General features: G+C 71.9%; 13 protein-coding genes. 4 read left to right on the top strand and 9 right to left on the bottom strand.

Translation table 11 applies throughout. The features are described 5' to 3' along the window. From FHX39_RS20470 to FHX39_RS20450, 5 genes are all read right to left on the bottom strand, one after another. The coding region (locus FHX39_RS20470) for a hypothetical protein (RefSeq protein ID WP_198424114.1) at positions 1-196 on the bottom strand (196 nt) is incomplete at its 3' end. Then, positions 193-1539, bottom strand: a complete 1347-nt coding sequence (locus FHX39_RS20465) for an ABC transporter substrate-binding protein (RefSeq protein ID WP_183342799.1) — start codon at positions 1537-1539, stop codon at positions 193-195. The genes FHX39_RS20465 and FHX39_RS20470, both read right to left, overlap by 4 nt. Before the next feature lie 99 nt (positions 1540-1638). Next, positions 1639-2541 carry a carbohydrate ABC transporter permease gene (locus FHX39_RS20460; protein ID WP_183342797.1) on the bottom strand — a complete coding sequence of 301 codons (903 nt, stop codon included), beginning with the start codon at positions 2539-2541 and terminating at the stop codon, positions 1639-1641. After that, positions 2528-3499 (bottom strand): carbohydrate ABC transporter permease, encoded by a 972-nt coding sequence (locus FHX39_RS20455; RefSeq protein ID WP_183342795.1) that lies wholly within the window; start codon positions 3497-3499, stop codon positions 2528-2530. The genes FHX39_RS20460 and FHX39_RS20455 overlap by 14 nt, the downstream gene beginning before the upstream one ends. Positions 3500-3627: 128 nt before the next feature. Continuing rightward, complete coding sequence (locus FHX39_RS20450; protein WP_183342793.1) at positions 3628-4428, bottom strand: IclR family transcriptional regulator; 801 nt, start codon at positions 4426-4428, stop codon at positions 3628-3630. A 98-nt stretch (positions 4429-4526) separates the two neighbouring features. Here FHX39_RS20450 and FHX39_RS20445 point away from each other — a divergent pair, with 98 nt between their 5' ends. The 4 genes from FHX39_RS20445 to FHX39_RS20430 are packed head-to-tail and all read left to right on the top strand — an operon-like array spanning position 4527 to position 9899. Beyond that, positions 4527-5267, top strand: coding sequence for a hotdog family protein (locus FHX39_RS20445; RefSeq protein ID WP_183342791.1), 741 nt, complete (start codon positions 4527-4529; stop codon positions 5265-5267). Further along, the gene (locus FHX39_RS20440; RefSeq protein ID WP_183342789.1) at positions 5264-7639 is read left to right on the top strand and encodes a CoA transferase; all 2376 of its coding nucleotides are present in this window, start codon (positions 5264-5266) and stop codon (positions 7637-7639) included. Before FHX39_RS20445 ends, FHX39_RS20440 begins: the two co-directional genes overlap by 4 nt. Further along, positions 7636-9081, top strand: coding sequence for an aldehyde dehydrogenase family protein (locus FHX39_RS20435; protein ID WP_183342787.1), 1446 nt, complete (start codon positions 7636-7638; stop codon positions 9079-9081). Before FHX39_RS20440 ends, FHX39_RS20435 begins: the two co-directional genes overlap by 4 nt. After that, the gene (locus tag FHX39_RS20430; RefSeq protein WP_183342785.1) at positions 9078-9899 is read left to right on the top strand and encodes an enoyl-CoA hydratase/isomerase family protein; all 822 of its coding nucleotides are present in this window, start codon (positions 9078-9080) and stop codon (positions 9897-9899) included. The genes FHX39_RS20435 and FHX39_RS20430 overlap by 4 nt, the downstream gene beginning before the upstream one ends. A gap of 10 nt (positions 9900-9909) precedes the next feature. On the opposite strand, the gene FHX39_RS20425 is transcribed toward FHX39_RS20430, so the two are convergent. Genes FHX39_RS20425 through FHX39_RS20410 form a run of 4 tightly spaced genes read right to left on the bottom strand, consistent with a single transcriptional unit; the run spans position 9910 to position 14259 of the window. Further along, positions 9910-10686, bottom strand: coding sequence for a 3-oxoacyl-ACP reductase (locus FHX39_RS20425; protein WP_183342783.1), 777 nt, complete (start codon positions 10684-10686; stop codon positions 9910-9912). A gap of 52 nt (positions 10687-10738) precedes the next feature. Next, the gene (locus FHX39_RS20420) at positions 10739-12112 is read right to left on the bottom strand and encodes an aldehyde dehydrogenase family protein (protein WP_183342781.1); all 1374 of its coding nucleotides are present in this window, start codon (positions 12110-12112) and stop codon (positions 10739-10741) included. A gap of 13 nt (positions 12113-12125) precedes the next feature. Beyond that, on the bottom strand, positions 12126-13520 hold the full coding sequence (locus FHX39_RS20415; protein ID WP_183342370.1) for a glutamine synthetase family protein: 1395 nt from the start codon (positions 13518-13520) through the stop codon (positions 12126-12128). Positions 13521-13530: 10 nt separating this feature from the next. After that, on the bottom strand, positions 13531-14259 hold the full coding sequence (locus FHX39_RS20410) for a FadR/GntR family transcriptional regulator (RefSeq protein WP_183342368.1): 729 nt from the start codon (positions 14257-14259) through the stop codon (positions 13531-13533). Positions 14260-14423 lie beyond the last annotated feature (164 nt).

Below are 14423 nucleotides of genomic sequence, written 5' to 3'. Positions count from 1 at the left end.
CGTCGACCAGGTGCGCGAGCAGCGCGGGTGACGCCTCCTCGCGGCCGAAGTAGGTGCTGCTCTCCCCGACGACGCCGTCGTCGGTCTCGATCCGGACGAGGCAGCGCCCGTCGCGGTCCAGGGTCTGGATCGCGTCACGCACCGGGTGGTCCTTGGCGACGGAGCTGACCGTCGTCGTGACGCTGGTGATCTTCATCGTGACAGCGCGTCCTTCAGCTTGGCGAGCGCCTCGTCGGCCGCGGCCTCGGGGCTGGCCTTGCCGAAGGCGACCTGGTCGTTCGCCTGCCCCAGGACGACGTCGTTGAGCTGCTGGCCGCCGCGGGGCCAGTTCTGGTCGGCGACGGCTCCCAGCTTGATCTCGGAGTCGGTGAAGTCGATGACCTTCTGCCCGTCGACCTGGGCGGCCTTCCGGAGGATCTCGCGCCCGGCGGCGGATCCGGGCGGACCGAACTCGCCCGCGTACGTCTGGACCGCGGTCGGGTCGTTGAGGAAGTAGCTGATCACCTTGGCCGCCTCCTGCGGGTTCTTGGAGGAGGCGGGCACGGCCATGGAGACGCTGAAGAAGTAGTCGACCGCCGCCGACCCGCCGGCGGCGTGGGGCAGCCGCCGGAGCACCAGCTCGCCCTTCGTGTACTTCTGGTAGTTCGTCAGCGTGTTGCTGGTGTGCAGGTAGACGGCCGCCTTCTCCTTGGCGAAGAGGTCGGCCTCGAACGGCAGGCCCTGCTGCTCGGCGGTGACGCTCGGCGGGGGAGCGATGCCGTCCTGGCGCAGCCCCTCCCAGTAGGCGAGCCAGTCGACGAGGTCCTGGCGCTCGAAGCCCAGGGAGGGCGGCTGCTGGGCGACGTCGAACAGCGTCTTGCCCCGGCTCATCATGAACGCGGTGAGGATGCGCGTCGAGCTGCCGAAGTCGAGCACGAACCAGGTACCGGAACCGAGCTTCGCGACGGCCTTGCGACCCTGCTCGCGGAAGTCGTCCCACGTCCACTCGGCCCCGGCCTCCGGCAGCGTGACGCCGGTGCCCTGCAGCAGCCCCAGGTTGGCCACCGTGCTAAGGATGAGGCTGCCGGTCGGCACGGAGTAGAGCTTGCCGTCGACCTTGCCGGCCTCGAGCAGAGCCGGGTCGAGGGTCGACAGGTCGAGCGCGCCCTTGGTGTTGTCCTCGTTGAGCTCGAGCAGCTGGCCGTTCGAGGCGAACTCGCGCAGCTGCATGTTGGTGAAGTGCACGACGTCGGGGAGGTCGCGCGCCGCCGTCTGCGTGGCGATGCGCTCCCAGTACTTGTCCCACTCGGCGGCCTCGCGCTTCACGGTGACGGTCGGGTTGGCCGCCTGGTAGCTGTCGAGGATCGTCCCGTACTTCTTGGTGCGGGCCTCACCGCCGTACCAGGCCATCCGCAACGTCACCGGGCCGCCCGCCTCCCCACCGCTCGAGCCGGACCCGCAGCCGGCCGCGAAGAGCGCTCCGGCTCCGACGGCACCGGCCAGAAGGGTGCGGCGGGAGAGGGCCGCGCGGGCGAACGACGTTGCGGTGGGTCCGGACATGTGAGGCTCCAATGCGCTCGTGGTGCGGAGGACGTGTGGGTGGCGGTGCTCAGAAGGCTGCTGGCGACGGCGCTGGTGCGGAGGAGGGTGCGGGCCCGCTCACTTGAGCCCGGTGGTGGCGATGCCGCGGATCAGGAACCGCTGCCCGTAGAGGAAGACGGCGAAGATCGGGAGCAGGGACAGCACCGACATGGCGAACAGCTGGCCCCAGGCCGACTCGCCGTCGGCCGACACGAACGACCGCAGCGCCAGCGGCACGGTGTAGAGGTCGGGGTCGGTGAGGTAGAGCAGCGGGATGAAGAAGTCGTTCCAGCTCCAGATGAACGCGAAGATCGACGCGGTCGCCAGGGCGGGCTTCATCAGCGGCAGGATGATCCGCCAGAAGATCATGACCGGCCCGCACCCGTCGATCTCCGCCGCTTCGTCGAGCTCGCGCGGCAGGCCGCGGATGAACTGGACGAGCAGGAAGATGAAGAAGGAGTCCACCGCGAGGACCTTGGGGAGCAGCAGCGGCCAGAACGTGTTCACCCAGCCCAGCCGGGAGAAGATGATGTACTGCGGCACCACGGTGACGTGCAGCGGCAGCATGATGCTCACGAGCATCACGGCGAAGAGCGGACGCTTGAACGAGAAGCTCAGTCGGGCGAAGGCGTAGGCCGCGAACGAGCAGGACAGCAGGATGCCGACGACGGAGACCAGGCAGATCAGTCCCGAGGTCAGGAAGAACCGACCGAATCCGCCCTGGGACAACCAGCCCGACAGGTAGTTGGACAGGGTCGGCGCCGACGGGATCAGTCCGGGGCTGGAGAACACCTCGGTCTCGGGCCGGAACGAGGCCGAGACCATCCACAGCAGCGGGTAGATCATCACCAGCGCGAAGAGGATCAGCGCGGTGTGGGCCAGCGCGCCCAGCGCCGCCCGGCGGGCTCGGACGGGCGCCGCGGCCCGCCGTCGGGGCAGGGCGGTGCTCACCCGTCGGGTGAGGGCCTCACTCGTCGCCATAGAAGACCCACTTTCTTGAGGTCAGGAAGTTGACGGCCGTGAACGCCGCGATCACGGCGAGCAGCATCCAGGCCATGGCTGACGCCCGGCCCATGTCGAACTGACGGAAGCCCACCGTGTAGAGGTAGAGCGTGTAGAACAGCGTCGAGTCGTTCGGCCCGCCGGTCCCCCCGCTGATCACGTAGGCCGGGGTGAATGCCTGGAAGGCGTTGATCACCTGCAGCACGAGGTTGAAGAAGATCACCGGCGAGAGCAGCGGGAGCGTGATCCGGAAGAGGCGGGCGAAGAGGCCCGCACCGTCGACCGCGGCCGACTCGTAGATCTCCGACGGGATCTGGCGCAGCCCCGCGAGGAAGATCACCATCGGAGAGCCGAAGGTCCAGGCGTGGTGGATGATCAACGTCCAGAGTGCGTAGTCGGGGTCGCCGATCCAGCTCGGCAGGTTCGTGAGGCCCAGCAGCCCGAGCACCTGGTTGAGCAGGCCGTCGCCACCGAAGACGCGTCGCCACAGCAGACCCACTGCCACGCTGCCGCCGAGGAGCGAGGGCAGGTAGTAGACGGCGCGGTAGATCGACAGCCCCCGGAGGCCCTGGTTGAGCAGGAGCGCGAGCAGGAGGGCGAAGACCAGCTGCAGCGGCACCGAGAACAGCACGTAGACGGCCGTGACCTTGGCCGACGCGAGCAGTCGCGAGTCGCTGGCCATCCGGAGGTAGTTGTCGAGGCCGACGAACTTCGTCCCGAATCGGATCAGGTTGAAGTCGGTGAACGACAGGTAGAGCGAGATGGCCATCGGCACGAGGGTGATGCCGACCAGGCCCAGCAGCCACGGGGCGAGGAAGAGCAGAGCGGCCCCGTTCTGGCGCGACCGTTGCCTCGACCGCCGCCTCGACGTGGCTCGGAGCGGCTGCGCGCGCCGGCCTGACGTGCTCTCCCGGGGTCCGGCAAGGGCGTCGACCATGGCGCCTGCACCTCGATCAGTAGGGAATTCTCCATTGGCTATCCACGATGTGGATAGCCTTGATCTCTAGATGGAGAAGACAGTAGGGGTGCTCGGCCGTGCGGTCAATGAGTTCGGGCAAAGTGCTCTCACCGACTGAGCGGCGCGAACGACACGGCGATCTCGCCCGCCACCTTGAGCAGCTGGGGGACGAGCCGAGCCTGCACCGCGGGTGCCAGGCGACCGGCCGGTCCTGACACCGACAGGGCGAGAGGCACGTCGCCGACGCCGCGCAGCGGTACGGCGACGCACCGGACTCCGAGCTCGCCCTCTTCGTCGTCGACCGCGAATCCCTGCGCCGAGACCTGGTCCAGCTCCTTGAGGAAGGTGGCGGCGTCGGTGATCGTGTTGCGGGTCATGGCCGGCATGCCGCCCCGCCGCAGGACGTCCTCGACGTCGCGAGCGGGTCGGTCGGCCAGAAGCACCTTGCCCACCGCGGTGGCGTGCGGGAGCACACGGTTCCCCACCTCGGTGAACATCCGTAGCCGCTGACGCGACTGGACCTGGGCGATGTAGACCACGTGGGTGTCCTCGAGCCGGGCCACGTTGACGGTCTCCCCGCAGTACTCCATGAGCTCGGTCAGGTGTGGTCGCAGCCAGGTCCCGACCATGCTGGTGAGTCGCGAGCCGGCGATGACGAGCTGCGGGCCCAGGCTGTACCGCTTGATGTCGTCGGCCCGCACGTAGCCGCGGCTGGCGAGCACGCCGAGCAGGCGGTGGGTGCTCGCGTAGGGCAGGCCGGTCCGACGGCTCAGCTCGGAGGCCGTCTGGCTCTCCGAGCTCGCGCACAGCTCGTCCAGCAGGTCGAGCGCGCGGTCGACCGACTGCACCCGCGTCGGTTCCGCGCCGTCCTCGCTCGTCCGCGCTGCGCGATCGCTTGACTGGTCCATCGGGTTCCCCTTACGTTCTGGCCATTCGGCGCACAATTCTATCCATCCTGCGGATAAGAGTTGTGGGCGTCGGTCGCACCAGCAGGCGAGAGGCCCGAGTGCACATCGCGACACTCCACGCGGTCAACGACGCGGGACGTTCCACCAACCCGATCCATCTCGACGGTGCCGCCCGAAGGCTCGGCCTGCGGGGCGGCTGGGTCGGTGGACCGACCCTGCTCGGGTACCTGGCGCGGGCAGCGTCCTCCCGTTGGGGCCCGGCGTGGCTGGCCGCCGGGGGGATGGACGTCCGCTTCCGCGCTCCCGTCTACGACCAGGACGAGCTCCGCCTCGAGCTGACGGAGCATGCATCCGGTGGTGCGGAGGCGTGGCTGACCAATGCCGACGGCGTCATGTGCGCGTCCGCCGAGCTCACCGCACCCGGGGGGGTGCGCTCGGTCGACCCGGAGCCCGAGGTGCGGCCCGAGCCGGCGGACGAGGACAAGCCGTACGTCTCCATCGAGGTGCTCCGGGGTCTGCCGGACCTGACGACGGTCGAGTGCCGACCCGGAGGGTCGACGCCGGACGGCCGGGTCCCGCTCGAGGAGCTGGTCGGTGCCTCGATCGACATCATGTACGCGACCTTCCGGCCCGACGGGCCCCGGATCCTCACGCGCCTGGTCACGACCCAGCTCGCTCCGGTGCCGTCGGGTTCGACGCTGGTCGCGCGGGGTCGCATCTTGGCCGCCTGGGAGAGCCGGGCCCGCACCTACGCCACGAACAGCGTGCTGCTGAGCGACACCGACGGCGAGCCCATGCTCCACGTCGCCAACACGACCATCTGGCGCATGCCCCGATGAGTGCCCCGCCGCTGCACGGGCTGCGGGTCGCCGACCTGTCCCGGTGCGTCGCCGGTCAGTTCGCCGCGCGGCTCTACGCCGACCAGGGAGCAGAGGTCGTCCTGGTCGAGCCGGCCGGAGGGTCGCCCACCCGGGCGACCGGACCGTTCGACCGGGACGGGGGGTCCCTGCTCTTCCGGCACCTCAGCTCCGGCAAGAGGGAGGCCGGTCGCCACCCGGACCAGGTCGACGCGCTCGTCGACCTGGCTGCTGACGAGCGGTGGGACGTCGTCCTCGTGTCCGACCCCGAGCAGGGTCGCCGGGTCCGGCAGCGATGGCCGGACGCGAGCGTCGCCGTGGTGACCGACTTCGCCGACTCCGGCCCGTACGCGCGGTGGACCGGCGGCGAGCTGGTCCACCAGGCGCTGTCCGGGTCCATGTACTACAACGGCCGGGCCGACGCCAAGCCGCTCTACGGCACCGGCTACCGCGTCGACTACGCCGCGGGCCTGCTGCTCTACACCCAGAGCCTCGCCCAGCGGCTCGGGCCGGCCGACCGACCTGTGGCGGTCGTCCGGGTCAACCGCCACGAGGCGGCGGTGGCCATGGAGCAGAACTTCTCGACCCAGTGGGCGTACAGCCACACCCTGGCCGCCCGCGGCGAGTGGAACCGTCCCAAGGGGCGAGTCCGGTGCCAGGACGGCTGGCTCGCCTTCTTCGCGTCGGACCACAACCTCGCCGAGCTGTTCGCCGCGCTCGGTGCACCGGAGGCGTACGGCCACCCGCCCTTCGAGAGCTGGCAGGGCTTCGTGCGCCACATCGCCGAAGCCACGCGGCTCTTCAACGTCTCTGCGGCCGACCTCACGCAACGGGTCGCCCTCCGGTCCGCGCTGCGGGACAAGCTCGTGCTCTCGCCCGTCCGCCGGCTCGGGGACCTCGAGCACGACGAGCAGCTCGTGGCCCGCAGCTTCTGGACGAAGGACGCCGCCGGGCGACGCACCCTGGGGCCGGTCTGGGACCACACCGCGGCGCCCGTCGGCGCACCTCGGGGCCGCGCCGCACGCCGGGCCGCGGCGAGGCCACGGTGGGGGACCGAGGCGGGTCTGACGGGTCCACTCGCCGGGATCCGGGTCGTGGACCTGACCTCCGCCTGGTCGGGACCGATGGCCACGAGGCTCCTCGCAGCCCTCGGCGCCGAGGTGATCAAGGTCGAGGGACCCGAACGGATGGACGGTTGGCGTGGGCACAAGACCAACCCCTGGCACCCGGACTCCTACCCGGACAGCGTGCCCGGCGCCCGGCCGTACAACCGCAACGCCTGGTTCAACACACAGAACCAGGGCAAGCTCTCGGCCGCGCTCGACCTCAAGCACCCTGACGGCCTCGCGACGGCCCGCGACCTCGTCGCGCAGTCCGACGTGGTGATCGCCAACTTCTCGCCCGGCACCCTCGCCCGGCTGGGCCTGGGCCTCGAGGCCGCGCGCGCGGCCAACCCGAGCATCGTCGTGACCGAGATGTCGGCCTACGGCGACGACGGACCGTTGCGGGACCACCGTGGGCTGGGTCAGACCATGGAGGCGATGTCCGGCATCACCTCGCTGATCGGCTACGAGGACGAGGACGAGCCACTTGGCTCGGGCTCCGCGTACGTCGACCCGATGGGCGGCCTGGCCGGTGCGGCCGCAGTGGTCACCGCGCTGGTCCGCAGCCGACGTGACGGCAGCGCCGAGCGGGTCGAGGTGCCGCAGCGGGACGCGGCGATGCACTGGATCGGGGAGCAGATCCTGCACGCCCTCGAGAACGGTGCGCGGCTCGGGACGGTCGGCAACCAGCACCCGACCGCGTACCCGCACGACGCCTACCGGGCGCGAGGAGAGGACGAGTGGGTGGCGGTCGCGGCCTACACGGACCCGCAGTGGGTCGCCCTCTGCGGGGCGCTCGGCTGGGACGACTGGGTCGACGACGAGCGGTTCGCGACGGCGGCCCTGCGAGCCGACGCGCGCGAGCAGGTCGACGCCCGTCTCGGTGCCGCCGCCGCCGCCCGGGACAAGTACGAGCTGGCCACGTTGCTGCAGGAGGCCGGGGTCCCGGCCGCGCCCGTGCAGAACGGGCCCGACCTCTTCCGCGACCCGCAGCTGCGGTCGCGCGACTGGTTCACCGCGCTGCCGCACGCCGAGGTCGGGGCGCGCGACCACCCGGGCGTCCCGGTCGAGCTCGACGGTCGGCTGTCGCGACCCCGCCAGTCCGCACCGCTGTTCGCCGAGCACACCGACTGGGTGCTGGCCGAGGTTCTGGGCTACGCCGACGACCGCATCCGCACGCTCACCGACGCCGGTGCGGTCGGCGACCCCGACCGGGCCCAGCAGGACGACCTCGAAGGAGCGCTGCGATGACCGCCGCCACCACATCGACCCTGGCGCTGCCGGACACCGGACGCACCTTCCTCGCGGGTCGTTGGTCCCGCGACCACCGTGAGGTGGTCGAGGTCCGTGCGCCGGCCGGGGACGTCCTCCTCGCAACGGTCCCGCGCCAGGGACCCGTCGAGGTGGACGCGGCGGTACACGCGGCCCTGGCCAGCCGAGACGCGTGGGCCGCGACGGATCCGGGAGCACGGGCTGCGGCTCTGGACACGCTCGCCGACGCGCTGGCGGGAGAGGTCGACGACCTGGCCGCGCTCATCAGCGCGGACGTCGGGACGCCGGCGAAGGTTGCCCGTGCGGTCCAGGTCGAGCTCCCGATCACCGTGCTCCGCACCACGGCGGCCCGGCTGCGCACGATGACGTTCACCGAGCGGCGCGGGCCCTCGGAGGTCACGCACGCCGGCGTCGGCGTGGTCGGGGCGATCACGCCCTGGAACTACCCGCTGCACCAGTCGGTGGCCAAGATCGCCGGGGCCTGGGCCGCCGGGTGTCCCGTGGTGCACAAGCCCAGCGAGCTCGCCCCGCTCGCGGTGCTTCGGCTCGGGGAGCTGATCGCTGAGGTGGTGGTCGATCTCGAGCTACCCGCCGGTGTCTACAGCCAACTGTCCGGGGTCGGGCACGAGGTCGGGGCGCTCCTCGCCGGTCACCCCGACCTCGACCACCTGAGCTTCACCGGGTCGGCGGCTGTCGGAGCACAGGTAGCGGCTGCTGCTGCCACGCAGCTGACCGCCGTCACCCTCGAGCTCGGCGGCAAGTCGCCGGCCGTCGTGCTCCCCGGGGGGAACCTCGAGGCGGCGGTGCGGGCGACGGTCAACAGCTGCCTGCTGAACTCCGGGCAGACCTGCAACGCGCTGACCCGGCTGCTGGTCCACCGGTCCGTGTACGAGGAGGCGGCTCGGCTGGCCGGCGAGCGCGCGGCGAGCCTCGAATCGCGGCTCGGCCCCCTGATCAGCGCCGCGCACCGCGACCGGGTGAACGCGACGTTGGAGCGCGCGCTCGACGAGGGAGCCCGGCTGGTGGTCGGCGGGCCGGACGCGCCGACGGACCGGGGCGCGGGCTTCTGGGCGCGGGCCACCGTCCTGACCGACCTCGCTCCCGACGCCGGGATCGTCCGGGACGAGGTGTTCGGTCCCGTCCTCTGCGTGCAGGCGTACGACGACGAGGAGGAGGCCCTGCGGCTGGCGAGCGCTGCGCCGTACGGGCTCGCCGCGGCGATCTGGGCGCGTGACGGCGACGAGGCCGTCCGGTTCGCCCGCCGGCTGCGGGTCGGGCAGGTCAGCGTCAACGGCGCACCGTTCGACCCGGAAGCTCCTTTCGGCGGGTTCGGAGCGAGCGGCTTCGGGCGCGAGCTGGGTGAGGCCGGCATCCGGAACTTCCTCACGACCACGTCGGTCCAGCTCCCGAGCACGGCGTGACGGCCACGGCCGAGGAGCGCTCCGTCGGCGACGCGGCCCTGGTCCGGCTGGAGGTCGAAGGACCTCTCGCCGTCGTCCGGCTGAACCGGCCTGAGGCCCTGAACGCCATGAACGCCGCGCTTCTCGACCAGCTCCTGACGACGCTGGAGGTGGTGGCCGACGACGCGACCGTCCGGGTCGTCGTCCTCACGGGGTCCGGCCGCGCCTTCTGTGCCGGTGGTGACCTGCGTGCCGGGGTGGGCGGCGCGGTGGCCGGACCACCTCCGGCGGCGGCGCAGGAGCGCAGGTTGCGGACCTTCATGCGCTCCGCGCAGCTGCTGCGGGAGATGCCAGCGGTCACCGTCGCCGCCGTCAACGGGGCGTGCGCGGGTGCCGGCCTGTCGCTCGCCCTCGCCGCCGATCTCCGGGTCTGCTCGCGCTCCGCCCGCTTCAGCACCGCGTTCCTGACCGTCGGGCTGTCGGGTGACTTCGGCGGCACCTGGCTGCTGCCGCGGGTGGTCGGTGCCGGTCGCGCCCGGGACCTGTACCTGCGCCCACGCCCCGTGGACGCCGCCGAGGCCCTGGCCATCGGGCTCGTGTCCGAGGTCGCGGAGGACGCCCTCGTCCTGGCGCGGGAGGTCGCGGCCGGTCTGGTGGCCCAGCCACCGCTCGCCCTGCGCTCCGTCAAGCAGAACCTCAACGATGCCGACCGTACGGAGCTCGCCACCGCCCTCGACCGGGAGGCGGCACGCCACACGGCCTGCGCCGCCACCGACGACGCCGCGGAGGCGACGGCCGCGTTCCTGGAGCACCGGCCGGCTCGCTTCACCGGCCGCTGACGGCGGAGGTTCAGAGCGGGGTGACGTACGCCCCGCTGATGCCGCCGTCCACCAGGAACGTGCTCGCCGTGACGAAGCTCGACTCGTCCGAGGCGAGCCAGAGCACGGCGTTCGCGATCTCGTCGGGCTCGGCGAAGCGGCCCATCGGGACGTGGACGAGGCGGCGGGCGGCGCGCTCGGGGTCGGAGGCGAACAGCTCCTGCAGCAGGGGCGTGTTCACCGGACCCGGGCAGAGCGCGTTCACGCGGACGCCCTTCCGCGCGAACTCGACACCGAGCTCGCGGCTCATCGACAGCACGCCGCCCTTGGAGGCGGAGTACGAGATCTGCGACGTCGCCGCGCCCATCACCGCGACGAACGACGCGGTGTTGATGATCGAGCCGCGGCCCTGGTCGAGCATGTACGGCAGCGCGGCCTTGCAGCAGAGGAAGACGCTGGTCAGGTTCACCTCCTGCACCCGCCGCCACGCGTCGAGCCCGGTGACCAGGATCGAGTCGTCGTCCGGCGGGGAGATGCCCGCGTTGTTGAACGCGACGTCGACCGAGCCGTACGCGTCCTTCGCCGCGGCGAAGAGCGCCTCGACGCCCTCGGGGTCGGTGACGTCGGTCCGGACGAACAGCCCGCCGAGCTCTGCCGCGACCTCCGGCCCGCGCTGCTCGTCGAGGTCGCCGATGACCACGTGGGCGCCCTCGCCGGCGAGCCGTCGCGCTGACGCCAAGCCGATGCCGGAGCACCCTCCGGTGACGACCGCCGTACGGCCCTCGACGCGGCCCTCTCGTTCCACCACTGCACGTTCCTTTCCTTGCCCTGCGCCCTTCGACAGGCTCAGGGAGCGTTGATCAAGCCTGGCTGAAGAAGACGTTCTTGGTCTCGGTGAAGGCGTCGGCGGCGTCGGGCCCGAGCTCGCGGCCGAGGCCGGACTGCTTGTAGCCGCCGAAGGGCGTCCAGTAGCGGACCGCCGAGTTGGAGTTGACGCTGAGGTTGCCGGCCTGGACCGCGCGGGCGACGCGGAGCGCGCGGCCGACGTCGCGGGTGAAGATCGAGCCGGCCAGGCCGTAGTCGCTGTCGTTGGCCAGCGCGACCGCCTCGGCCTCGTCCTCGAACCCCAGCACCGCGACCACCGGCCCGAAGACCTCCTCGCGCCACACCGGCTGCTGCGGCGACGTGGCGAGCACGACGGTCGGCGGCACCCAGAAACCCGGGCCGTCGGGAGCGGAACCGGTGAAGGCGACGTCGACCCCGTCGAGATAGCCCTGCACCCGCGCCCGCTGGCCCGCCGAGATCAGCGGGCCCATCTGCGTCGTCTCGGCCCGCGGGTCGCCGACGACGAAGGCGTCGACCGCGGCTTGGAAGCGTTCGAGGAACTCGTCGCGGACCGAGTTCTGCACGAGGATCCGCGACCGGGCGCAGCAGTCCTGCCCGGCGTTGTCGAACACCCCGCCTGGCGCCGCGGCGGCCGCGGCGGCGACGTCGGCGTCCGCGAAGACGACGTTGGCGCTCTTGCCGCCGAGCTCGAGGGTGCAGCGCTTGACCTGCTCGGCGCAGCCGGCGAGCACCTGCTTGCCGACCTTCGTGGACCCGGTGAAGGTCACCTTGCGCACGAGCGGGTGGGTGACGAAGCGCTCGCCGACGACGGGGCCGCGCCCGGGGAGCACGGTGAACACGCCCTCGGGCAGCCCGGCCTCCCGCGCGAGCTCGCCGAGGCGTACGGCCGACAGCGGCGTCAGCTCGGCGGGCTTGAGCACGACGGTGCAGCCGGCGGCCAGTGCGGGGGCGAAGCCCCACGAGGCGATGAGCATGGGGAAGTTCCAGGGGACGATGATGCCGACGACGCCGACCGGCTCATGGAACGTCACGTCCACGCCGCCCGGCACCGGGATCTGCCGACCGAACTGCCGTTCCGGCGTGCCCGCGTAGTACTCGAGGACGCGCGCGACCTGGTCGGCCTCCCACCGCGCGTTGCCGACGGTGTGGCCGGCGTTGCTGATCTCGAGCTCCGCGAGCTCGTCGACGTGGGCCTCGACCACGCGGGCGAACGCCCGCAGCAGCCGCGCGCGGTCGGCGGGGGCGACGTCGCGCCAGGCCGCGAAGGCCGCGTGCGCGCGCTCGATCGCCGCGTCGGTCTGCTCCAGGCTCGCCAGGTCGACGGTGGTGACGACCTGCTCGGTGGCCGGGTCGACGACGTCCCAGCGGTCTTGGGTGGTGGTGCTCACGGTGCGCTCGTCCTCACATGCGTTCGAAGCTGCGGCGCAGCTCCCAGTCGGTCACGGCGGCGTCGAACGCGGTCAGCTCGACCTCGGCCATCCGCGTGTAGTGGTCGACGACCTCGTCGCCGAAGCAGGCCCGCGCGACGGTGGACGAGCGGAACGCGTCGCGTGCGTCGCGCAGCGTCTGCGGCACCTTCGGGAAGTCGGACTCGTACGCGTTCCCGACCAGCGCGGGACCGAGCTCGAGGCCCTCGTCGATCCCGTGCAGCCCGCCGGCGATCATGGCCGCGATCGCGAGGTACGGGTTGACGTCGCCGCCGGGGACGCGGTTCTCGAGCCGCGCGCCCTTGCCGTGACCGACGAGGCGTACGGCGCAGGTGCGGTTGTCCTCGCCCCAGGCGATCGTCGTCGGCGCGAACGACCCGGCGGCGAAGCGCTTGTAGGAGTTGATGTTCGGCGCGTAGAGCAGGGTGAAGTCCGCCATCGTCGCGAGCAGCCCGGCGATGAACGACTCGTACTCCGGGGTCCTTCCCTCGCTCCCGGAGCCTGTCGAAGGGCCCCAGAACGTCGTCGACCCGTCGGCGCCGCGCAGGGACAGGTGGATGTGGCACGAGCTGCCCTCGCGCTCGTCGTACTTGGCCATGAAGGTCAGCGACTGGCCCCGGTTCGCGGCGATCTGCTTGGCCGCGGTCTTGTAGACGGCGTGGTTGTCGGCGGTGGTGAGGGCGTCGGCGTAGAGGAAGCCGATCTCGTGCTGGCCGAGGTTGCACTCGCCCTTGGCCGACTCGACGTCCATGCCCGCGCCGTACATGGCGTTGCGGATCTCGCGCAGCAGCGGCTCGGCCCGGGCGCCGCCGAGGATCGAGTAGTCGACGTTGTACTGGTTGACCGGGACCAGCCCGCGGTAGTTCGCGTTCCAGGCGTCCTCGTACGACGTCTGGAACGCGATGAACTCCAGCTCCGTCCCGGCCAGCGCGACCAGGCCGCGCTCGGCCAGCCGGTCGAGCTGCGTCGTCAGCATCGTGCGCGGCGACTGCGGCACGGGGGAGTGGTCGAGCTGGACGAGGTCGCACTGCACCATCGCGGCGCCCGGCTCGTACGGCAGGCGGCGCAGCGTCGCGAGGTCGAGGGCGAACTCGAGGTCGCCGTACCCCGACTCCCACGAGGTGAGCGCGTAGCCGGAGACCGTGTTCATGTCGACGTCGACGGCGAGCAGGTAGTTGCAGCCCTCGGTGCCGGACTCCACGACGTGGTCGAGGAAGTACGCGGCGTGCATGCGCTTGCCCTGGAGCCGGCCCTGCATGTCGGTCAGCGCGACCACGACGGTGTCGATGGCGCCGCTGGCCACCTCGGCGCGCAGGGCGTCGACGGTGAGGTAGCGGTCGTTCGGTGCCTGCCTGGTGGACGTGCTCATGCGGATCCCCTCATCTGATCAACCCTCGCAGCAGCGCCGCCGTGTCGTCGCAGTGCTCCTCCATCGCCTGGCGCGCCGGCTCGGGCCGACCCGCCTCGACCGCGGCGACGATCGCCGCGTGCTGCGCGCTGGAGTGCTCGATGTTCACGGGCAGGACCGGGATCGCGAGCAGCATCTCGTGCACCGCGGCCTGGACCCGTGTCACCGCTTCGACCAGAGAGGCCGAACCGCTGAGGGCGGCCAGGACCAGGTGCAGCCGGGCGTCGGCCTGGCGGTGCTCCGCGGGACCCGCGGCCGTACGGACCTCGTCGTGGGCGGCGTGCAGCGCGTCGAGGTCGGCCGTGGTCAGCGGCGTCGAGGCCGCGACGAAGCACGCACCGGGCTCCACCACGCGGCGGAAGACGAGCGCGTCGAGCAGCTCGGGTCGTCGCGCCTCCGCGGCGGCCGGCTCGCTCCCGGGCACGGCCGGCTCGCGGTCGACGACGGTCCCGCCGCCGCGCCCGCGCGTGGTGCGCACCATGCCGGCCGAGCGCAGCGCCCCGATCGCCTCCCGCACCGTCGCCCGGGACACCCCGAGCAGGCCGGCGAGCTCGCGCTCGGGGGGCAGCGTGCTCCCGTACGGGTAGACGCCGAGCCGGATCGCCGTGGCCAGGCGCTCCACGCAGCCCTCGAAGGCGTGCCGGCCGGTGCCCCCGGACGGGGCGAGGAGGTCGGGACCCAGGTCGAGCAGGTCGCTCACCTGGTGCCCGGTGTCGAACCGGCGCTGCTGCCGCTGCTCGCGGCGGCGGGCGGCTCGGCCTCGGCGACGGGCGGGCTGTTCATGAAGCTCTTCTTGCCCTTCACGTGCCAGCTGACGAACGCGAACGCGAGCACCACGAGCACGGCGACCGGCGCGTAGTTGAA

Source organism: Microlunatus antarcticus (genome assembly GCF_014193425.1).
GTDB lineage: Bacteria > Actinomycetota > Actinomycetes > Propionibacteriales > Propionibacteriaceae > Microlunatus > Microlunatus antarcticus.
The sequence above is the reverse complement of the archived record's forward strand: the minus strand, read 5'-3'. Positions and strand labels throughout refer to the sequence as shown.